Origin of the sequence: Phaeovulum sp., assembly GCF_030684035.1 — a bacterium.
In the GTDB taxonomy this organism is placed as follows: Bacteria; Pseudomonadota; Alphaproteobacteria; order Rhodobacterales; family Rhodobacteraceae; genus UBA6213.
Genome location: NZ_JAUXPI010000009.1, coordinates 86,562 through 107,065 on the forward strand (window position 1 = coordinate 86,562; position 20,504 = coordinate 107,065).

The 20,504-nt window shown below is 66.2% G+C and carries 20 protein-coding genes and 1 pseudogene; 11 read left to right on the forward strand and 10 right to left on the reverse strand.

Annotated features, from left to right (window positions below; genetic code table 11):
* Positions 1-40: 40 nt before the first annotated feature.
* The 4 genes from Q8J98_RS02760 to Q8J98_RS02775 form a co-directional block, all read right to left on the reverse strand.
* Positions 41-1,819: an acyl-CoA dehydrogenase C-terminal domain-containing protein gene (locus tag Q8J98_RS02760; RefSeq protein WP_305293045.1), complete on the reverse strand. Its 1,779-nt coding sequence runs from the start codon at positions 1,817-1,819 to the stop codon at positions 41-43.
* 25 nt (positions 1,820-1,844) lie between these two features.
* Entirely contained in the window at positions 1,845-2,243 is a 399-nt protein-coding gene (locus Q8J98_RS02765; RefSeq protein ID WP_305293046.1) for a MerR family DNA-binding transcriptional regulator, read from the reverse strand.
* Between the two features lie 135 nt (positions 2,244-2,378).
* Entirely contained in the window at positions 2,379-2,747 is a 369-nt protein-coding gene (locus tag Q8J98_RS02770; RefSeq protein WP_305293047.1) for a MerR family DNA-binding transcriptional regulator, read from the reverse strand.
* 58 nt (positions 2,748-2,805) lie between these two features.
* A complete protein-coding gene (locus tag Q8J98_RS02775; protein WP_305293048.1) occupies positions 2,806-3,273 on the reverse strand; it encodes a putative manganese transporter in 468 nt (155 codons plus the stop codon).
* Positions 3,274-3,451: 178 nt separating this feature from the next.
* On the opposite strand from Q8J98_RS02775, the gene Q8J98_RS02780 reads away from it, so the two are divergent.
* The 3 genes from Q8J98_RS02780 to Q8J98_RS02790 are packed head-to-tail and all read left to right on the forward strand — an operon-like array spanning position 3,452 to position 5,743.
* The gene (locus Q8J98_RS02780; protein ID WP_305293049.1) at positions 3,452-3,901 is read left to right on the forward strand and encodes a PaaI family thioesterase; all 450 of its coding nucleotides are present in this window, start codon (positions 3,452-3,454) and stop codon (positions 3,899-3,901) included.
* A complete protein-coding gene (locus Q8J98_RS02785) occupies positions 3,898-4,443 on the forward strand; it encodes a PaaI family thioesterase (protein WP_305185514.1) in 546 nt (181 codons plus the stop codon). The genes Q8J98_RS02780 and Q8J98_RS02785 overlap by 4 nt, the downstream gene beginning before the upstream one ends.
* Entirely contained in the window at positions 4,436-5,743 is a 1,308-nt protein-coding gene (locus Q8J98_RS02790) for an MATE family efflux transporter (RefSeq protein WP_305293050.1), read from the forward strand. The genes Q8J98_RS02785 and Q8J98_RS02790 overlap by 8 nt, the downstream gene beginning before the upstream one ends.
* Positions 5,744-5,779: 36 nt before the next feature.
* On the opposite strand, the gene trpS is transcribed toward Q8J98_RS02790, so the two are convergent.
* Positions 5,780-6,811 carry a tryptophan--tRNA ligase gene (trpS, locus tag Q8J98_RS02795; RefSeq protein WP_305293051.1) on the reverse strand — a complete coding sequence of 344 codons (1,032 nt, stop codon included), beginning with the start codon at positions 6,809-6,811 and terminating at the stop codon, positions 5,780-5,782.
* 116 nt (positions 6,812-6,927) lie between these two features.
* Between trpS and Q8J98_RS02800 the strand changes: the two genes are divergently transcribed.
* Complete coding sequence (locus tag Q8J98_RS02800; RefSeq protein ID WP_305293052.1) at positions 6,928-7,641, forward strand: rhomboid family intramembrane serine protease; 714 nt, start codon at positions 6,928-6,930, stop codon at positions 7,639-7,641.
* 4 nt (positions 7,642-7,645) lie between these two features.
* Here Q8J98_RS02800 and murJ read toward each other — a convergent pair whose 3' ends face one another.
* The 3 genes from murJ to Q8J98_RS02815 all read right to left on the reverse strand — a co-directional run bounded on the left by murJ (position 7,646) and on the right by Q8J98_RS02815 (position 13,150).
* Complete coding sequence (gene murJ / locus Q8J98_RS02805) at positions 7,646-9,193, reverse strand: murein biosynthesis integral membrane protein MurJ (RefSeq protein WP_305293053.1); 1,548 nt, start codon at positions 9,191-9,193, stop codon at positions 7,646-7,648.
* Complete coding sequence (locus tag Q8J98_RS02810; RefSeq protein ID WP_305293059.1) at positions 9,190-11,904, reverse strand: [protein-PII] uridylyltransferase; 2,715 nt, start codon at positions 11,902-11,904, stop codon at positions 9,190-9,192. Before Q8J98_RS02810 ends, murJ begins: the two co-directional genes overlap by 4 nt.
* 70 nt (positions 11,905-11,974) lie before the next feature.
* Complete coding sequence (locus Q8J98_RS02815) at positions 11,975-13,150, reverse strand: penicillin-binding protein activator (RefSeq protein WP_305293054.1); 1,176 nt, start codon at positions 13,148-13,150, stop codon at positions 11,975-11,977.
* A 161-nt stretch (positions 13,151-13,311) separates the two neighbouring features.
* On the opposite strand from Q8J98_RS02815, the gene rsmI reads away from it, so the two are divergent.
* From rsmI to gshB, 3 genes are read left to right on the forward strand one after another with little or no spacing between them, the layout of a single operon-like run.
* Positions 13,312-14,172, forward strand: coding sequence for a 16S rRNA (cytidine(1402)-2'-O)-methyltransferase (gene rsmI / locus Q8J98_RS02820; RefSeq protein WP_305293060.1), 861 nt, complete (start codon positions 13,312-13,314; stop codon positions 14,170-14,172).
* Complete coding sequence (locus Q8J98_RS02825; protein ID WP_305293055.1) at positions 14,169-14,525, forward strand: YraN family protein; 357 nt, start codon at positions 14,169-14,171, stop codon at positions 14,523-14,525. The genes rsmI and Q8J98_RS02825 overlap by 4 nt, the downstream gene beginning before the upstream one ends.
* Positions 14,526-14,584: 59 nt before the next feature.
* Complete coding sequence (gshB, locus tag Q8J98_RS02830) at positions 14,585-15,529, forward strand: glutathione synthase (RefSeq protein ID WP_305185506.1); 945 nt, start codon at positions 14,585-14,587, stop codon at positions 15,527-15,529.
* A 2-nt stretch (positions 15,530-15,531) separates the two neighbouring features.
* Here the strand turns inward: gshB and Q8J98_RS02835 are convergent, their stop codons facing one another.
* Positions 15,532-17,046: a YifB family Mg chelatase-like AAA ATPase gene (locus tag Q8J98_RS02835; RefSeq protein ID WP_305185505.1), complete on the reverse strand. Its 1,515-nt coding sequence runs from the start codon at positions 17,044-17,046 to the stop codon at positions 15,532-15,534.
* Between the two features lie 77 nt (positions 17,047-17,123).
* Positions 17,124-17,870, reverse strand: coding sequence for a glutathione S-transferase (locus tag Q8J98_RS02840; RefSeq protein ID WP_305293056.1), 747 nt, complete (start codon positions 17,868-17,870; stop codon positions 17,124-17,126).
* A 49-nt stretch (positions 17,871-17,919) separates the two neighbouring features.
* On the opposite strand from Q8J98_RS02840, the pseudogene Q8J98_RS02845 reads away from it, so the two are divergent.
* From Q8J98_RS02845 to coaBC, 4 genes and pseudogenes are all read left to right on the forward strand, one after another.
* A pseudogene (locus Q8J98_RS02845) lies at positions 17,920-18,123 on the forward strand (sigma factor); the annotation flags it as partial.
* A 49-nt stretch (positions 18,124-18,172) separates the two neighbouring features.
* Positions 18,173-18,313 carry a sigma factor-like helix-turn-helix DNA-binding protein gene (locus Q8J98_RS14775; RefSeq protein WP_370868048.1) on the forward strand — a complete coding sequence of 47 codons (141 nt, stop codon included), beginning with the start codon at positions 18,173-18,175 and terminating at the stop codon, positions 18,311-18,313.
* Positions 18,310-19,110 carry a ChaN family lipoprotein gene (locus tag Q8J98_RS02850; RefSeq protein ID WP_305293057.1) on the forward strand — a complete coding sequence of 267 codons (801 nt, stop codon included), beginning with the start codon at positions 18,310-18,312 and terminating at the stop codon, positions 19,108-19,110. Before Q8J98_RS14775 ends, Q8J98_RS02850 begins: the two co-directional genes overlap by 4 nt.
* 57 nt (positions 19,111-19,167) lie before the next feature.
* Complete coding sequence (gene coaBC, locus Q8J98_RS02855; RefSeq protein WP_305185502.1) at positions 19,168-20,367, forward strand: bifunctional phosphopantothenoylcysteine decarboxylase/phosphopantothenate--cysteine ligase CoaBC; 1,200 nt, start codon at positions 19,168-19,170, stop codon at positions 20,365-20,367.
* Positions 20,368-20,504: the final 137 nt, after the last annotated feature.

The window sequence follows — 20,504 nt, forward strand, 5'->3', positions numbered from 1 at the left end:
CCTTCCGGTCAAGGCGGCAGCCATGGGCCAGGCGGCAAGGTTAGAACGCATCCGGCCCGAGCGCCATCACCGGATCGGCGCCGGTGAAGATACGCGCGAGATGCAGGCTCGTGGAGGGCAGTTGCCGCGCCATGTAGAAGCGCCCGGTCGCGAGCTTTGCCTCGTAAAAACCCGCATCCGCAGCACCCGCAGCCAGCGCCGCCTGCGCGGCCCTGGCCATCCGCGCCCACATCAGCCCAAGGCAGACATGGCCAAAGAGGTGCATGAAGTCATACGAACCCGCCAGCGCCGCGTTGGGGTTTTTCAGCCCCGCTTCCGCAAAGAACATCGCGGCGGCCTGCAAGTCCTTCGAAGCTGTCTTCAGCGGGTCGAGAAACTGCGCCTTCAACGCGGCGTCGCCTTCGTTTTCCTTGATGAACGCCTTCACCAGATCGAAGAAGGCCATCGCGTGCTTGCCGCCATCCTGACCGATCTTGCGGCCCACGAGGTCAAGCGCCTGCACACCGTTGGCACCCTCGTAGATCATCGCAATACGCGCATCGCGGACAAACTGGCTGGCACCGGTTTCCTCGATATAGCCGTGCCCGCCAAACACCTGCTGTGCGTTCACCGCCGCCTCGAAACCCTTGTCGGTCTGGAAGCCCTTGAGCACCGGGATCATCAGGCTCACCAGCCCTTCGGCGGCCTCATCGCCTAGTCGGTGGCTGCGGTCGATCAACTCGGCCGCCCAATAGGTGAACGCCCGCGCCCCTTCGATGAAGCTTTTCTGCTCCATCAGGTTGCGGCGGATGTCGGGGTGCACGATCAGCGGGTCGGCCGGGCCGGAGGGGTTTTCAACCCCGGTCACGGCGCGGCCCTGCAGGCGGTCCCTGGCATAGGCGAGCGCGTTCTGGTAGGCGGCCTCAGCCACCGCATAGCCTTGCAGCCCCACCCCCAGCCGGGCCTCGTTCATCATCGTGAACATGGCGCGCATGCCCTTGTGCAGATCGCCGATGAGAAAGCCGGTGGCACCGTCAAAGTTCATCACGCAGGTCGAATTGCCGTGAATCCCCATCTTTTCCTCAAGCTTGCCGCAGGCAACAGCGTTGCGCGCGCCAGGCGCGCCATCGGCATTCAGCAGAAACTTCGGCACGATGAAAAGCGAGATGCCCTTGGTGCCCTCGCCGCCGCCCGGAGCCTTGGCCAGCACCAGATGGATGATGTTTTCCGCCAGGTCGTGTTCGCCCGCCGAGATGAAGATTTTCTGCCCGCTGATCCGGTAGCTGCCATCGGCCTGCGGTTCGGCCTTGGTGCGCATCAGCCCGAGGTCGGTGCCGCAATGCGGCTCGGTCAGGTTCATCGTGCCGGTCCATTCAAGGCTCAGCATCTTCGGCACATAGGCGGCCTTCTGTTCGGCGGTGCCGTGGGTGAGGATTGCGCCGATCGCGCCATGTGTCAGGCCCTGATACATGTTGAAGGCCATGTTGCCGGAGACGAAGAATTCGCCCACGGCGGTTCCGACGAGGTAGGGCAGGCCTTGGCCGCCGTATTCCTCGGGCAGATCAAGGCCGTTCCAGCCACCCTCCTTGACCGCCTCGAAAGCCGCCTTGAAGCCTTTCGGGGTGCGCACCACGCCATTTTCGAGGTGGCAGCCCTCGGTATCGCCCACCGCATTCAGCGGTGCCAGAATTTCCGAGGCAACCTTGCCCGCGGCATCGAGCACCGCGTCGGTAAATTCGCGGTCAAGGTCGGCGTAACCCGGTATCCCCGAATTCGCGATATCCAGCACCTCGTGCAGCACGAATTGCGCATCTTTGGCGGGGGCGGTGTAGGTGGGCATGTCTCTCTCCCTGACAGGCTTTGGTTCAGGCTTTGGGCTGGCTGGCACCGGCTTTCGCCAGCGTCTCTTCCCCCGTGCTGATCTGTTGACTCAGTTCTTCGATTGCCGTTTCAAGTTCCTGGTGCTGGCGACGCATTTCTTCCAGGCGTTCGCGCGCAACGGCCAGAGTGCGCACCATCTGGGTGCGCTGCTGGTCGCCGATGTGGTAGAGGTCAAGCAATTGGCGGATATCCTCGAGGCTGAAGCCAAACCGCTTGCCGCGCAGGATCAGCTTCAGCCGCGCCCTGTCGCGCCGGGTAAAAAGCCGCTTCTGCCCCTTGCGGACCGGAAACAGCAGTTCTTTCGATTCGTAAAACCGCAGCGTGCGCGGCGTCACCTCGTAGGCGTCGCACATTTCGCGGATCGTCATCATCTCGTCGGTCATCGTCCCGCCCCGCCACTCGCATGTCGTTACGTCATGCAACCAATGTGGAACCGTGGCGAAAGGATGCAAGAAAAGTTGACGTGCGCGTAAGCGTAACGTGACGTCACCGCCCCGTCTGACGCTGGGTCGCGCCGGTCAGTCTTGAAGCGAGGCGGCGGTTTCGTCGCGCAGCAGGCGCAGGTCGGCGATGGTGCGGGCAACCTCGGCCATCTGCGCCTCCAGCGCCTGCAATTGCCTGTCGGCCATCACCACCCAGGCCTGATACTGCTCGCGTGTGCCCTTCTGGTCATAAAGCAGCAGCCATTGGCGGATTTCCTCCAGCCCGAAGCCAAAGCGCCGCCCGCGCAGGATAAGCTTCATCCGCGCTACTTCGCGCGGGCCGTAAAAGCGGGCGCGGCCCTCTTTTTGCGGGCTGAGCAATTCGATGTATTCGTAATAGCGCAGCGTGCGCGGTGTCACCTCGAACCGCGTGCACATCTCCTTGAAGCCGAGCAGATCCGACATTCTGGCCTCCCTCCCGCAGCATGACGCTAGCGGCTTGGCCTGCGTTTCTCAACTCAGTTCATGAAGCCGGGCGCGAGGAAGTGAAAGCCGTAGCCAAGCAAAAGCGCCGGAATGGCCGAAAGCAGCGTTGCCTGCACTGCGGCGCGGGGGGCAAGCGCCAGCGCCCACCGGTGTACGAGGCCGTGACCATCACCGCGCCCGCACAGTCCGGCAACATTCCCAGAAACGCCGCTACCGGCACCTGCAACACCCGCCGCCCCTCAAGCGCGCGCCCGAACGACAGATTGAAGCCCCGCTCCGCGCCATAGGCGAGTGCCAGCGTTGCGGCAACAAAGACCGCGACCCTGACATAGGCATCGGCCAGCGTGCTGCGTACCATCGCGCCAAGCTGTCCCGGCCAAAGCGCCAACGCGCCTATGGCCAGCACCAGCAGCAGCCGCGCCGGGCGATGTGGCAGCAGATGCCGAATTGGGGTGGCTTGCTTTGATGACCGGTCCGAGGCGAGCACGGGGGCGATGTCGGGCATTTCACGAACCAATAGCTGAGTATTATTGTAAGGAATAACCGACCCGAACCTGACCACAAGCCCGCCCGCTCCGCGGCCCCTGCGGCAAAGCCGCGCGGCGGTGCCGGATTGCCCCTTGCGGGCCACCGCCAGCGCGCCAATAGTCGGGCCTGGGGCGGCGAACCGGCGAGGCGTGGCGATGGACCGAAGCGAAGAGGCAAAACTGCGCGTGGCGCGCCAGTTCATCGAGGCGATCCCGCATGCGCGCGCGCTCGGCATGCAGCTTGACCGCCTGCACGATGGCGTTGCCGAAATCTCGATGCCCTACGATCTGCGGCTGGTGGGCGACCCGCGCACCGGGGTCATTCATGGCGGCGCGGTATCGGCGCTGATGGACACCTGCTGCGGTGCCGCCGTGATGAGCCACCCCGAAGCACCGGCAGGCACCGCCACCATCGACCTCAGGATCGATTACATGCGCGCCGCAACCCCCGGCCAGCGCATCACTGCCCGCGCCGCCTGCTACCATGTCACCCGCACCGTCGCCTTCGTCCGCGCCACCGCGCATGATGAGGATGACGCGCGTCCCGTCGCCTCGGCGACCGGTGCCTTCACCATCGAGCGCCCGCACGAAGGGGCCAAGCCATGACCCCGCCCCCGACCAACTCGCGCAAGCGCCCCGAACCGGTGCAGGTGGTCAAAAGCCGCCGCGATGCAGCGCTTCGGGCGCTGGTCTCCGGGGTGCCCTACATCCAGTTTCTCGGCATCCGTTTCGATCGTCGCGGCGACGAGCTGACCGCCGAACTGCCGTTCGATGAAAAGCTGATCGGCAACCCGCTGTTGCCCGCGCTGCATGGCGGAGCCACGGCAGCCTTTCTTGAAGTGACCGCGATCATCGAGCTGAGCTGGACGCTGCTTTGGGAAGATATGGAGGCGGGCCGCATCGACCCCGCGTCGCTTGACCCGCTGCACCTGCCAAGGTTGCCGAAAACCATCGACTTCACCGTTGATTACCTTCGCTCCGGGCTGCCGCGCGATGCCTATGCGCGGGCCCGGGTCAATCGCTCGGGCCGCCGCTATGCCTCGGTGCATGTCGAGGCCTGGCAGGATAACCGGGCGCGTCTGGTGGCGCAGGGCACCGGACATTTCCTGATGCCGCCCGTCGGCCTTGTTCCGGGGCGCGATGACTGAGATCAGCCACCGCCGCGTGCTGCGCATCGCGCTGCCGATCGTCATTGCCAACGCCACGATACCGATCCTCGGCGCGGTCGATACCGGCGTTGTCGGCCAGTTGGGGGCCGCCGCGCCAATCGGCGCGGTTGGGCTTGGCGCGGTCATCCTTGCCTCGCTCTACTGGGTGTTCAGCTTTCTGCGCATGGGCACCACCGGGCTTGTGGCACAGGCACAGGGGGCAGGCGACCGCGCCGAGGTTGCCGCCAACCTCAGCCGCGCCCTGCTGATCGGCGGCAGCGCCGGGCTGGCGCTGATCGTGCTGCAAGCACCGCTTTTCGCTGCCGCCTTTCGCCTTGCCCCCGCCAGCCCCGAGGTCGAGGCGCTGACCCGCGACTATCTCGCCATTCGCATCTGGGGCGCGCCTGCAACCATTTCGATGTACGCCCTGACCGGCTGGCTAATCGCGCTTGAACGGGCGCGCGCGGTGCTTGCCGTGCAGCTTTGGATGAATGGCCTCAACATCGGGCTTGATCTCTGGTTTGTGCTCGGCCTTGGCTGGGGTGTGCCGGGGGTGGCCACAGCCACGCTGATTTCGGAATGGTCGGGCCTCGCGCTGGCGCTCTGGCTGGCGCGCGATGCGCTGCATGGCGGCCACTGGCGGCGCGCCGCCCTGGTCTTCGACCGCGCGCGTCTTGCGCTGATGGCCCGGGTCAATACCGATATCATGATCCGCTCGGTGCTGTTGCAGGCTGCCTTCACCAGCTTCCTCTTTCTCGGTGCCGGGCTTGGCGATACCACGCTTGCCGCCAATCAGGTGCTGGTGCAGTTCCTGTCGATCACCGCCTTCGCACTCGACGGCTTCGCCTTCGCCGCCGAAACCCTGACCGGGCAGGCGCTGGGGGCACGCAAGCCGTTGGTGCTGCGCCGCGCCGCCATTCTCACGTCGGAGTGGGGTGTCGGCGGCGCGGTGCTGCTCGCGCTATTCTTCTGGGTCTTCGGGGCCCCGCTCATCGACATCATGGCCACCGCGCCCGAGGTGCGCGAAGCCGCGCGTCTCTACCTGCCCTGGCTCGCCGCCGCCCCGCTGATCGGTATCGCAAGCTGGATGCTTGACGGGATCTTCATCGGCACTACCCTCACCCGCGAAATGCGCAACGCCATGCTGGCCTCGGTGGCGCTTTATGTGGGCGCGGTCCTGCTCTTGTTGCCTGCATTCGGCAACCACGGACTCTGGGCATCGCTGCTGGTGCTCAATGCCGCGCGTGGCCTGACAATGGTCGCCTATTACCCCCGCGCGGAAGCCCGCGCCCGCGCCTGAACCCGGTGTTTCTTCCCGCCGCTGGGCAAGCCCGCTTCAGCGCGAGCGGACCATGCCGACAATCTCGAAGGTCCGCTCCAGAATCGGCCGGGCAATCGCATCCGCCCGCTCCGCGCCTTGCCCCAGAATCCGGTCGATTTCGGCGGGGTCGGCCATCAGCCGCCCCATCTCCACCGAGATCGGCCCGAGCTTTGCCACCGCCAGATCGACCAGCGCAGGCTTGAACGCGCCGAAGCCCTTGCCGGCAAATTCGTGCACCACCGCCGCAGGCGTCCGCCCCGCCAGCGCCGCGTAGATATTGACCAGATTCTTCGCCTCGGCCCGGTCCTTCAGCCCCGCCAGATGCTCGGGCATCGGTTCCGCGTCGGTCTTTGCCTTGCGGATCTTCGCGGCGATCATGTCGGCGCTGTCGGTGAGGTTGATCCGGCTGGCGTCCGACGGGTCCGATTTCGACATCTTCTTGGTGCCGTCGCGCAGGCTCATCACCCGCGTCGCGGCACCCTCGATGACCGGCGCGGGGGCCGGGAAAAAGCTCACGCCGTAATCATGGTTGAACTTTGCGGCAATGTCGCGGGTCAGCTCCACATGCTGTTTCTGGTCCTCGCCCACCGGCACCATGGTGGCGTGATAGAGGAGGATGTCGGCGGCCATAAGCGACGGGTAGGCGTAAAGCCCGAGGCTTGCCGCCTCGCTGTTCTTGCCCGCCTTGTCCTTGAACTGCGTCATCCGGTTCATCCAGCCCAGCCGCGCGACGCAGTTGAGCACCCAGCCAAGCTCGGCATGCGCCCCGACCTGGCTCTGGTTGAACAGGATCGAGCGGGCGGGGTCGATACCCGCCGCAATGAACCCCGCCGCCGCCTCGCGCGTTGCGTGCCGGAGCTTGGCGGGGTCCTGCCAGACCGTGATCGCGTGCAGATCGACGAGGCAATAGATCGTTTCGATGCCTTCATCCTGCTTTTCGACAAAGCGCTTCAGCGCCCCGAGGTAGTTGCCCAGCGTCAGCCCGCCCGAGGGCTGGATGCCGGAAAAGATGCGCGGGGTAAAGCCGGGGTTGGCGGCGGCGGTCATGGCGGGGCTCCGTGCGGCGGTCGGGTTGGTGCCGAGGCTGGAAATCCGCGGCGCTTTCGCTTATCGCTGCGCCAAGCGGCGGCGTCAACCAAGCGCCGCTGCCCCAGGGAGGCCCCATGCATCGCCCCGACCCAGACCTTCACGACAGCCGCCCGGCACCTCTCGCGCCGCTGAACCCCCTGCCTTGGGTGGTCTGGCTGCTGGCGCTGCCGATCATCGCCTCGGAGGCGGCGTTTGCGCTTGGCCAGGCCGGGCTCGTCGGCGGCAATGCCGCCATCGGCTGGCGGCAGGAGGCGATCCAGCGCTTCGTCTATATCCCCGATTTCATGCGTGCGATGTGGGAGGCGCAGAGCTTTCCGCCGGCCGAGCTGGCGCGGCTTCTGACCTATTCCTTCGTGCACGGCTCCTTCACCCATGCGGCGATGGTGCTCGTTTTCATCCTCGCGCTTGGCAAGATGGTGGGCGAAATCTTTCGCCCGCTGGCGCTGCTCGCGGTGTTCCTTGGCGCGGCGGTTGCCGGGGCCTTGGCCTATACGCTGCTGCCGGGTACGCATGCCCCGCTTTATGGCGGGTATCCCGCGGTTTACGGGTTGGTGGGGGCGTTCACCTACATTCTCTGGGCACGGCTTGGGGCGCTGCACGCGAACCGGGCGCGGGCCTTCACGCTGATCGGTGCTCTGCTTGTCATCCAGCTTGTCTTCGGGCTGATCTTTGGCACCGGCTGGGATTGGGTGGCCGAGATCATGGGCTTTGCCACGGGCTTCGGGCTTTCGTTCATCGTTGGTCCCGGGGGATTGCGCCGTGCGCTGAACCAGTTGCGGCACCACTGAGGGCTCAACGCGCCCCGCGCCGCAGCGCCGCGCGAAAATCGCTCAGCCGGAACGCGCCGAGCGCGACACCTGCACCGAAGTAGCTCGCCAGCCCCAGCGCCACCAGCGCCGCAAGCGCGAGGTAGCGCGTGCCCGCTGCCGCAAGCATCGGTGCCGCAAGCCCGGCCGCCGCCCAAAGCACCAGCCCCATGAATAGCGCCGCCGCCACGATCCGCCAAAGCCTGTCGCGCAGCCGTGCGTCGGTCGCTGCCGCTTCGCCCATGCCGCGGCTGCCGAGCCAGAGCTGCCCGACCATCACCCATGCCGAAACCGAGGTGGCCAGTGCCGCCGCAAAGTAGCCCAGCACCGGCATGAGCCCGATCGCAAAACCCGCGTTCACCAGCATCGAGGCCACGGCATAGTAAAACGGCCGCCGCGTATCTTCGCGCGCGTAATATAGCGGCTGCAAGACCTTGTGCAGCACGAAGGCGGGCAGGCCGACGCCATAGGCGGCCAGCGCCCAGGCGGTGTTGACCGCATCCACCGCGCCAAAGGCACCGCGCTGAAAAAGCACCTGCACCAGCGGCAGCGCCAGCACCACCAGCGCCACCGCGGCGGGCACGGTAAGCATCAGCGCAAATTCGGTGCCACGATTGAAGCTGGCGCGCCCCCCCGCCGCGTCCCCCGCCCGCAACCGGCGCGAAAGATCGGGCAGCAGCACCACGCCAATGGCGATGCCCACCACCCCAAGCGGCAGTTGATAGAGCCGGTCGGCATAGCTCAGCCAAGCCACCGCGCCCTCGGTAAAGCTCGCCACCTGCCGACCGACAATCAGGTTGATCTGCACCACCCCGCCTGCCAGCACCGCAGGTGCCGCAATCACTGCAAGGCGCTTGAGATCGGGCGTCAGGCGCGGCCAGCGAAAGCCGAAGCGGAAACCGGAGCGGCGCACCGCGACGAAAGTGAAGGCAAGCTGCGCCATCCCGGTTATCGGAACGGTCCAGGCCAAAGTCAGCCCCATTGGCCAGCCCTGCGCATTGGCCACCAGCATCGCCACGATAAAGAGCGCGTTCATCAGGATCGGCACCGCCGCCGTGGCCATGAATCGCCCGGTGGCATTGAGCATGCCCGAGACCAGTGCGGTCAGCGAAATGAACAGGATGTAGGGGAAGGCGATATTGCCGAAAAGCACCGCCATGTCGAAGCGCGCATCATTGCGAAACCCCGAAGCCATCGCCAGCACCAGCCAGGGCATCGCCAGCATTCCCAGCGTGGTGAACACCAGCAACAGCGCGGTCATTCCCCACCAGGCATCGCGGGCGAAACCTTCTGCATCCTCGCCCGCTTCGAGCTTTTTGGAGAACATCGGCACGAAGGCCATGTTGAAGGCACCCTCGGCAAAGAACCGGCGGAACATGTTGGGCAGCGAAAACGCGATCAGGAACGCCTCGGCCACCGGCCCGGCACCAAGGTAGGCCGCCATCATCACATCGCGCAGAAAGCCCATCAGGCGGCTGGCAAGGGTCCAGCCGCCCACGGTCACAAACCCTCGCACCAGCCGGATGGGGGTCATGCGCGCGCCCTTTCAGCGCCCTCGGCAATGGCCGCTCGCAGCTTTTTCTCCAACGAATCCTGTCGCGGTTTGGAATGCAGCTTCAGCCCGAACATGTCTTTCACATAGAAGCTGTCCACCACCTGCGCACCAAAGGTGGCGATCACGGCACTGGCGATATAAATGTTGTTGGCCGCCATGGTGCGGGTGAGGTCATAAAGCAGGCCGGGGCGGTCGCGGGTATCGACCTCGATGATCGTGTAGATTTCCGAGCCTTCATTGTCGAACATGATGTGGGTGGGAAAGCGGAACTCGCGCTCGCGCTTTTTCACCTTGTCGCGGTCCTTGAAGGCCTCGCGGGCGACCAGTTCGCCCTTCAGCGTGCGCAGGATGGTTTCGCGCAGCCGCGGCAGGCGCGCCGCCTCATAGGGGTGGCCGTCGGCATCCTGCACCCAGAACACATCGGTCGCGTAGCCGTCCTTGGAAGTGTAGGTGCGCGCATCGACCACGTTGGCACCCGCCAGCGCCAGCGCCCCCGCCATGCGGGCGAAGATGCCGGGGTGGTCGGCCAGTGCAAAGGCCGCACGGGTGGCATCGTGATCGGGGTCGGGGTGCAGGTCGATGCGGATCTCGTCTTCGCCGAGGCCCCTGAGCAGATTGGCGAAAATCAGATGGCTTTCGGTTGAAAGCCCCTGCCAATAGGGCGCGTAGTGGCGGCCAAGCTCCTGCCGCACCTCCCTGGGGTCCCAGTCGGCAAGCGCCTCGCGCAAGGCTTTCTTGGCTTCGTCCTCGCGCTGCTCGCGGTTTACCGCCTCCAGCCCGGTTTCCAGCGCCAGGGCTGTTTCGGCATGCAGGCGGCGAAACAGCATCGCCTTCCAGTTGTTCCAGGTGCCGGGGCCGACGCCGCGGATATCGCAGACGGTGAGCACGGTAAGCAAATCCAGACGCTTGCGGGTTTTCACCAGCTTGGCAAAGTCGCGCACCGTGCGCGGGTCGCTCAGGTCACGCTTTTGCGCCATGTCCGACATCAGAAGATGCGAGCGCACCAGCCATTCGACGGTTTCGCATTCCTCCGGGTTCAGCCCGAGCCTCGGGGCCACCTTGCGCGCGATCTGTGCGCCGAGGATCGAATGGTCCTCGGGCCGCCCCTTGCCGATGTCATGCATCAAGAGCGCCACATAAAGCACCCGGCGGTTGACCCCGTCCTTGAGGATCTGCGTAGTCAGCGGCAACTCTTCGATCAACTCGCCGCGCTCGATCTGCGCCAGCGTCGAAATGCATTGGATCGTGTGCTCGTCCACCGTGTAGTGGTGATAGACGTTGAACTGCATCATCGCCACGATCGGCTCGAACTCGGGAATATAGGCGGCAAGCACGCCGAGCTCGTTCATCCGGCGCAAGGCGCGTTCCGGGTTGCCGTGCTTGAGCAGCAGGTCAAGGAATATCCGCGCGCCCTCTCGGTCTTCGCGCAAACGATCGTCGATCCGGTCAAGGTTGGCGGCCACAAGGCGCATCGCGTCGGGGTGTATCAGCAGACCCGTGCGCAGTGCCTCTTCGAACAGTTCGAGAAAGGCGATGGGGCGCTCCAGAAACGCCTTGGAGTCGACCACGTTCAGCCGGTTGCCGGTTTCGCGGTAGCCAGCCTTGAGCTTCTTGCGCCGTCGGAATATCCGCTCGAGCATCGGCGCGCGTTTCTTGTGCTGGGCTTCCAGTGCGGTCAGAAATACCCGTGTCAGCTCGCCGACCTTGGTCGCTTCGCGAAAGTAATCCTGCATGAAATGCTCGACCGCGCGGCGCCCGGCGGTGTCCTCATAGCCCATCCGCCGCGCCACCTCGACCTGCATGTCGAAGGTCAACTGGTCGGTGGCGCGGCCGGTGATCAGGTGCATGTGGCAGCGCACCGCCCAGAGAAATTCCTCGGCCGCCGCGAAGGTCTCGTATTCCTCGCGCGTGTAAACGCCGCGGTCCACCAGATCGGCGGCGGTTTCAACCTGGTGAATGTACTTGGCGATCCAGTAGAGCGCTTGCAGGTCGCGCAGGCCGCCCTTGCCCTCTTTCACGTTCGGCTCCAGCACATAGCGCATGCCGCCCTGGCGCTTGTGCCGCTCGGCGCGCTCGGCCAGCTTTGCCTCGATGAATTCCGCCTCGGTGCCGCGAAACAGATCGGTGCGCAACTGGCTGCGCAGTTCATCGGCAAGCGCCTGACTGCCGCCGATGAAGCGGTGCTCAAGAAGTGCGGTGCGGATCGTGTAATCCTCGCGCCCGAGCCGCAGGCAGTCCTTGACCGTTCGGCAGGAATGGCCAACCTTCAGCTTCAGATCCCAGAGCATGTAGAGCATGCTCTCGATCACGCTTTCGGCCCAGGGCGTCACCTTCCAGGGGGTGAGCAGCAACAGGTCCACATCCGAATGCGGTGCCATTTCCGCGCGGCCATAGCCGCCTACCGCCAGCACCGCGATGCGCGCGCCGTCGCTGGCGCTTTTGACCGGGTGCAGGAGCGTGGTGGCAACGTCGAGCACGGCCAGCACGATCGCATCGGTCAGATCGGAATAGGCGCGCACCACCACCCGCGCGGCGCGGGGGGCTTCGGCAAATCCGGCTTCGATGGTGGCGGTGGCGGCACGGCGCGCCTCGGTCAGCCTTTTCACGGTCAGGGCGCGGATTTCGCGGCTGTCCTGAAGCACCGCAAGTTCGGCGTGCAATGCGGCGCGGAATGCGGCGGGTGCTGTCATGAGATCTGCCCCGACCGAAACCGGGGCGGCGGCGGGATGGTCAGCAGTCGGCGCGCGCGTCGGCACCGGTTCAGAAGCCGGCACCACCGAAGCTTCTGGGGGCTGGGTCAATGACGATCACCTGATTGTTGCGCACCTCGGCCACCGCAAGCCCGCGCTCGTTTGTGCCGTCGGAAAGTAGCCGGAAGATGCCGTTGACTCCAACAAAGCCCGCGCCCTGGGTCAGCGCCGCAGTGGTCAGCGCATTTTCGTGGCCCGCCCGCACCAGCGCGCCGATCGCTGCGATACCGTCATAGGCAAGGCCCGAGATCGGGTGCGGCGGTTCGTTGAAGGCGGCCTGGTAGCGCGCCGCGAACTGGCCGTTGAGCCCCGGATCGGGCAGCGCGAACCAGCCACCCTGCACCCCCGGCAGCGCCAGTGTCGATGGCGGAATATCCCAGCGCGTAAGCCCGATGAACTGCACCTGTGCGCGGTCCACGCCCTGCTCGGGCAAAAGCTGGGTGAGGTAGGAAAGCGCGCCCGAGGTGTCGGAAGTCATGAAGATCGCGTCAACCTCGCCGCTTTTTGCGCGCTGGGCAATCGCCGGAATCGCATTGATGACGCCTTCTTGCGAGAACGGATAGGAGAAATTGCCTGCCGACAGCGCGCCGTTGCGGGCGATGGCGGCGACAATCGCCCGCGCCCCGGCCTCGCCCGCCCCGGTCTGCTCGTTCACTACCATGATCCGCTTCTTGCCAACCCGCGCGGCATAGCTGACCAGGCGGTTCGCAGTATTGGGGAAGGTCGGCCCGAGCACGAAAACGTTGCCGCCCGCGATGTCGGTATTGTTGGAGAACGAGAGCACGTTGATCCCCGCCGCCGCGACCGCGCGGCCCGCCGCGTTTGCGGCTTCGGCAAAGACCGGGCCGAGAATGATCTTGGCCCCGTCGTTTACCGCCTGTGCCGCCACCGCCGCTGCCTGCGCGGGGTCGCCGCCGGTGTTATAGACGCGCAGGTCGATCTTCACCCCCTGCAGATCGGCAATCGCCATTTCTGCGGCCTGCCTGAGACCGCGCGCCAGAAACTCGTCGCCCGAGTTACCGCCGCCGCCCGGCACCAGCAGGGCCACCGGAACCGGCGCGTCGGTATTGATCCGCGGTCCCGTGCCGCCGATCCCGCCGGTATCGCAGGAAGCAAGCCAGAGCGCCGAGGCGAGTGCAGCAAGGCGAAGCAGAAGGTTGCGGGGCTTGGGCAAAACGGCGAACATGGCGCGGGTCCTCGTATCCGGAAACTTGGGCATCATACTGGGGCATTGCGGCCGAGCCTATGCGCTTCGCCGGCCGAAGTAAACTTTACAACGCAAGCGATTGGCGGTGGCGAATGACGGAAACTACGCAGACGGGTGGCGCGGCACCGGGTGCAGCAACGATGGCGCATTCGGTGGTGCGACTGCCCCCCGGGCTCTATTTCGTTGCGACGCCGATCGGGGCCGCGCGCGACATCACCCTGCGCGGTCTCGACATTCTGGCCTCGGCCGAGGTGCTTGCGGCAGAAGATACCCGTACGCTGCGCCATTTGCTCGATATCCATGGCGTTGCGCTTTCGGGGCGGCCGCTCCTGGCCTATCACGAGCACAGCGGTGCCGCGGTGCGCCCGCGCCTGCTCGGTGCTCTGGCCGAGGGCAAGAGCGTTGCCTATGCAAGCGAAGCCGGCACGCCGTTGGTGGCGGACCCCGGCTTTCAGCTTGGCCGCGCCGCGATCGAGGCCGGATTTTCCGTGTTTGCCGCACCCGGCCCTTCGGCCGTGTTGGCGGCGCTGACGGTGTCCGGCCTGCCCTCGGACAGGTTCTTGTTCGCAGGCTTTCCGCCAGCGACACGGGCGGCGCGCAAAACCTGGCTGCGCGAGATGAAAACTGTTCAGGCGACGCTGATATTCTACGAATCACCGAAACGCGTTGGCCAAATGTTAATCGATTTGGCCGAAACTCTGGGGCAGGAACGACGGGCGGCAGTAGCGCGCGAGTTGACCAAACGTTTTGAGGAGGTGCGGCGCGGAACTCTTGCTGAGCTTGCAGCAGGTTTCGTGGGTCAGGCGGTCAAGGGCGAAATCGTGGTTCTGGTGGATCGCGCGCCGGCCCTCCGGGCCGGGGCAGAAGAGGTTGAGGCGGCATTGCGCGAAAGGCTGGTGCATCTGCGGGTAAGGGAGGCGGCGGCAGAGGTGGCCGAAGCCCTCGGCCTGCCCCGGCGCGAGGTCTATCAGATGGCGCTGCGGCTGGAGGGCGAGAGATGAGCGGTGCAGTTTCCTATCATGACGGGCTGGCCGCCGAGGCGCAGGTGGCGGCGCATTACCTGCAAAGCGGCAGGACGATTGCCGCGCGCCGCTGGCGCGGTTCGGGCGGCGAGATCGACCTTGTCGCCCGCGAGGGCGCGGGGCTGGTATTCATCGAGGTGAAGAAGGCGGAGAGCCATGCCCGCGCCGCCGAGCGGCTTTCGCGCCGCCAGATGGACCGGATCTATGCTTCGGCGAGCGAGTTCATCGCCGGTGAACCTTTGGGGCAGGGTACCGCCGTGCGCTTCGACGTGGCACTGGTCGATGCCGTGGGTCGTATCGAGATTCTGGAGAATGCCTTCGGGCTCGACTGAGGCGTGGTTGCATCGCGCTTTGCGCTGCGCCATGTAGGGTGCCAGCAAGGGGGTGCCGCATGGCCTTGAAGGTTGCAATCCAGATGGACCCTATCGGCGCGATCAACATCGACGCCGACAGCACCTTCCGTATTGCCGAAGAGGCACAGCTGCGGGGGCACAGTCTGTTTTACTACACCCCCGACAGGCTCGCTTACCGCGAAGGCCGCATTGTGGCGCGCGGCTGGCCGCTTGAAGTGCGGCGCGTGCGCGGCGATCACTTCACGCTCGGGGCCGAGACCGAGGTCGATCTGGCGGAATGGGACGTGGTCTGGCTGCGCCAAGACCCGCCCTTCGACATGAGCTATATCACCACCACGCATCTGCTCGGACGCATTCACCCCGGCACGCTGGTGGTCAACGATCCGTTCTGGGTGCGCAATTCACCCGAAAAGCTGCTGGTGCTCGACTTTCCCGACCTGACGCCGCCAACGCTTGTTGCGCGTGATCTTTCCACCATTCGCGCCTTTCGCGCCCGCCATGGCGACATCATCCTTAAGCCGCTTTATGGCAATGGTGGCGCGGGTGTGTTCCGGCTGGATCCGGGCGACAGGAACCTTGCCTCGCTGCACGAGCTCTTCAGCGGCATCAACCGCGAGCCGCTGATCGCGCAGAAATTCCTGCCCGATGTGGTCAAGGGCGACAAGCGCATCATCCTGATCGACGGCGCGCCGGTGGGGGCGATCAACCGGGTGCCCGCCGAGGGCGAGACGCGCTCCAACCTGCATGTTGGCGGGCGCCCCGAAAAGATCGGCCTGACGGCGCGCGATCTTGAGATCTGCGCCCGAATCGGTCCGATGCTGCGGCAAAAGGGTCAGGTCTTTGTCGGCATCGACGTGATCGGCGACTGGCTGACCGAGATCAACGTGACCTCGCCCACCGGCATTCAGGAGCTTGACCGGTTTGACGGCACCAACACCGCCGAGACGATCTGGCAGGTGATCGAGGCCAAGCGCGCGCGCTAGGTTCAGCGCCCGGCGGCGAGGGTCAGCCGGTAGCTGACAGCTTCGGCAATATGCGGCAGGCGCAGCGTCGGCGCGCCGTCAAGGTCGGCAATGGTGCGCGCCACGCGCAGCACCCGGTGATAGCCGCGCGCGGTCAGGCCAAAGCGGTCTGCCACCTTCAGCAAAAGCGCGCGGCCCTCGGCATCGGGGCTGGCCACCGCTTCCAGAAGCGCGCCTTCGGCCTCGGCATTGACCCGCACCTGCGGGTGGGCCGCATAGCGCGCCTCCTGGCGCGCGCGTGCCGACTGCACCCGGGCTGCAACCGTGGCCGAACTGTCGCCGGTGGAGGGCAGGTCGAGGTCGGCATAGGCCACCGGCGGCACCTCGATGCGCAGATCGAAGCGGTCCATCAGCGGCCCGGAGATGCGCCCGAGGTAGTCTTCGCCGCACATCGGCACCCGCGAACAGGCGCGCGCGGGATCGGCGAGGTAGCCGCATTTGCAGGGATTTGCCGCTGCCACCAGAAGAAAGCGGCAGGGGTAGCGCACATGCGCATTGGCGCGTGCCACCACCACCTCGCCGGTTTCAATGGGCTGGCGCAGGGTTTCGAGAACGGCGCGCGGGTATTCGGGAAACTCGTCCATGAACAGCACGCCGTTATGCGCGAGGCTGATTTCACCCGGTTTCGCGCCGCGCCCGCCGCCGACGATTGCCGCCATCGAAGCGGTATGGTGCGGCTCGCGGAATGGCCTTGTCCGCGAGATGCCGCCTTCGGAGAGCAGCCCCGAGAGCGAGTGGATCATCGAGGTTTCAAGCGCCTCGACGGGCGATAGCGGCGGCAGAATGCCCGGAATACGCGCCGCGAGCATCGACTTGCCGGCACCGGGCGCGCCCACCATCAGCAGGTGGTGGCGACCGGCGGCGGCAATTTCAAGCGCGCGCTTGGCGCGTTCCTGGCCCTTGACGTCGCGCAGATCGCGGATCGCCGCCTCGCGCAGCACCTCGCCCGGGCGCGCCGGGGAAAGTGGTGTGCGGCCGGTGAAATGGGCGATGGCTTCGGCAAGCGTTGCCGGGGCGAGCACCGGGGTCGCGCCGACCCAGGCCGCCTCGGCACCGCAGGCAGCGGGGCAGATCAGCGTGCGGTCATGCTCGGCCGCGGCCATTGCTGCGGGCAGCGCACCCGCCACCGCGATCAGCCGCCCGTCAAGCGCCAGTTCGCCAAGTGCGACGCAGGATTCGAGGTCTTCGCGCGGCAGGATCTCGATTGCCGCCAGCAGCGCCAGCGCGATCGGCAGGTCGAAATGCGAGCCTTCCTTGGGCAGGTCGGCGGGCGAGAGGTTGACGGTTATCTTCTTTGATGGCAGCGCGATGGAAAGCGCGGCAAGGGCGGCGCGCACCCTTTCGCGCGCCTCCGACACCGCCTTGTCGGGCAGGCCGACGATGGCGAAGTTCGGCATGCCTTGCGCCAGCGCGCATTGCACCTCGACCAGTCGCGCCTCGACGCCTTCGAAGGCCACCGTATAGACCTGCGCCACCATTGTGCACCCACGCTTCGCCCCTGCGAAAAGGCTTAGGCTGCGAGGGTTTAGGAATGGTTAATTCCGGTTAACCAGGATCACGCCGCGGGTCCGGGCCAGGGACGGGTTGGCCAGTCGCGTTTGTAGAACGGTTGGTCGGGGCCTTCGGCCAGAGCTTCCGCGCGCCAGTGGCAAAAGGCGGGGTCGGCAAGCGTGGTTGCCACATAGGCCGCCGCCACCGGCCCAACCGAAAGGTTATGCCCCGCAATGCGCGCCGCGACCGGGGCATAAAACGCGTCTGCTGCGGACCAGCGCCCGAAAAGCCACGGCCCGCCTGCGCCGAACTGGCCGCGCGCGAGGCCCCAGAGCTGCTCGATCCGCGCCAGATCCTCCAGCACCGGTGCGGGTGGCGCACAGTCGGAATAGCTGCGCCGCAGGTTCATCGGGCAATGGTTGCGCAGCGCCCCGAACCCGGCGTGCATTTCTGCCGAGATCCAGCGCGCCACCGCCCGCGCGGTTGCATCCTCTGGCCAAAGCCGCGCTTCGGGATGGCGCTCGGCAAGGGTTTCGGCAATTGCCAGCGTCTCGCCAATCACCTGCCCCTCGGGCAGGCGCAGCGCGGGCGCAAGGCGGGCCGGGGCAAAGGCACCCATCAACCGGGCGAAATCTGGTGAATATAGGCGGCCGGAATGGGTGGTTACGGCAATGCCGCCCTGCGCGAACAAAAGCCAGCCGCGCAGCGACCAGCTTGAATGGCTGCGATCGCCGATCGCCAGATCATACCCCATTTTGGATTCCTTGCCCCCGCGCCGGGTGATCCGGCTGGTGTTCTGGCGCGTATTCATCGGCAAATCGGGGGCGCTCTGCAAGCGCCGCAGCAAGACGGAGGCAGATATGGCATTCGACGGGGCACGGTCACAAGGCTTCCTCGCCCGCGCGATGAAGGCCGAAATGCTCGATGCTGAAACCGAACTGGCGCTGAAGCTGCTTGTCTCGGCTTACATCAAACTGGCGGTTTCGATGGCTGCGCGCTTTCGCCGCTACGGCGCGCCGATGGAGGAATTGGTGCAGGAGGCCACGCTGGGCCTGCTGAAGGCACCGTGCGCGGCGCTTGCTGTCGGCGCTACACGCGCGCAGGTCTGCCGAGGTGCCGCACACGTTTGACGATCTGGGCGGCGAGCTTCGCTCTTCCAAAGAGCGGGTGCGCCAGATCGAGGTCGCGGCGCTGGCGAAATTGCGCCGGGCCCTTGAAGCGCGGGGTGCCTCTGTGCAAGACCTGTGGGCATGAAAGTTCTCGGCTTTGCCTTTGCCATAACCCTCGCCCTGCCTGCGGCCGCCGAACGGATCGGCCCCGAGGCGCTTTTGGGTCTGCGCGCCCCGGTGGTGATCCTTGGCGAAGTGCATGACAACCCCGCGCACCATGCCAATCAGGCGCTGGCGGTGGCGTTTCTGCGCCCTGCCGCGATCGTGTTCGAGATGCTGAGCCCCGAGGCGGCCTCCCATGCGACCCCCGCCAACCGCGAAGACCCGGCAAAGCTGGCGGCGGCGCTTGGCTGGGATGGATCGGGCTGGCCCGATTTCGCCATGTATTACCCGATCTTCGATGCCGCCCCCGAAGCCACGATCCGGGGCGGCGATGTGCCGCGCGATGCGCTATTGCGCGCCATGGCCGAGGGTGCCGCCGCCGCTTTTGGCGAAGACGCGGCGCGCTATGGCCTGACCACGCCGCTTGCGCCCGATGTTCAGGCAGCACTCGAGGCCGAGCAGATGGCGGCGCATTGCAACGCACTGCCGCCCGCACGGATGGCGGGCATGGTCGAGGCGCAGCGGCTGCGCGATGCGGCGCTGGCGCAAGCGGTGCTGGAAGCCTTGCTTGAAACCGGCGGGCCGGTGGCGGTGATTACCGGGTCCGGCCATGCGCGCACCGATCTTGGCGTGCCGGCCGTGTTGCGCCGGGCCGAACCCGAACTTGCGGTGATCGCGGTTGGCCAGATCGAAGCCCCCGCCGAGCCGGTGCAGCCCTACGATCTCTGGATCGTCACCGCCCCGGCCCCGCGCGAAGACCCCTGCGCGGTGTTCCGCTAGCCCGCTTGCGCCGCAAGGCGGCCCTGCCTAGACTTCGGCCAGGCGACGGAGGGCAAAATGCTGGCGGGAAAGACGATTCTTCTCATCATCGGTGGCGGGATCGCCGCCTACAAGTCGCTCGAGCTGATCCGGCGCTTGCAGGAGCGGGGCGCGCGCGTGGTGCCGGTGCTGACCCGGGCAGGGGCCGAGTTCGTGACGCCGCTCAGCGTTGCCGCGCTGGCCGGGGGCAAGTGCCACACCGAGCTTTTCGATCTGACCGAAGAGGCGGAGATGGGGCATATCCAGCTTTCGCGCGCCGCCGACCTCGTGGTGGTGGCACCTGCCACCGCCGATCTGATGGCCAAACTTGCCGCCGGGCTGGCACCCGACCTTGCAAGCACGCTGCTGCTTGCCACCGACAAGCGCACCCTGCTGGCCCCGGCGATGAATGTGCGGATGTGGCAGCACCCGGCCACCCAGCGCAACCTGGCGCGGTTGCGCGCAGATGGCATCGCGGTGGTGGGTCCGAACGAGGGCGACATGGCCTGCGGCGAGTTCGGGCCGGGGCGAATGGCGGAACCGCTGGAAATTGCCGCCGCGATCAGTGCAGCACTTGGTGCCGGGCCGCTTGCCGGGCGGCATGTGCTGGTGACCTCGGGGCCGACGCATGAACCGATCGACCCGGTGCGCTACATCGCCAACCGCTCTTCGGGGGCGCAGGGGTCGGCGCTGGCCGCGGCACTGGCCGATCTCGGGGCGCGGGTGACCTTTGTCACCGGCCCCGCCTCGGTGCCGCCGCCTGCCGGAGTCGAGGTGGTGCGCGTCGAGACCGCGCGCGAGATGCTGGCGGCGGTCGAGGCGGCGTTACCCGCCGATGCGGCGATTTTTGCCGCCGCGGTGGCCGATTGGCGGGTGGCCAACGCTACCGGGCGCAAGATGAAAAAGGATGGCACCGGGCAGCCGCCGAAGCTGGACCTTGTCGAAAACCCCGATGTTCTCGCCCGCATCAGCCAGCTTGCCGAAGGTCGGCCCGCCCTGGTTGTGGGTTTTGCCGCAGAAACCGACAATGTGCTTGAACACGCTTCGGCCAAGCGCGCCCGCAAGGGCTGCGACTGGATCGTGGCCAATGACGTGAGCGCGGCGACCGGGATCATGGGTGGGGCCGAAAACGCGGTGACAGTGATCGACGCGGAAGGCAGCGAAAGCTGGCCGCGGATGAGCAAGACCGAGGTCGCGCGCCGCCTGGCTGCGCGTATCGCGGCAGCACTGGCAGGCTAGGTCACATACTCATAAAGGGGATTCACAAGGTTACGGAGATCTGATTCACTTTCCCGCAGCACGGGAGGTGTCGATGGCGCGCTTTGATCTGACGGATTTCGAGTGGGATGTGATCCAGCCTTTGCTGCCGACCAAGG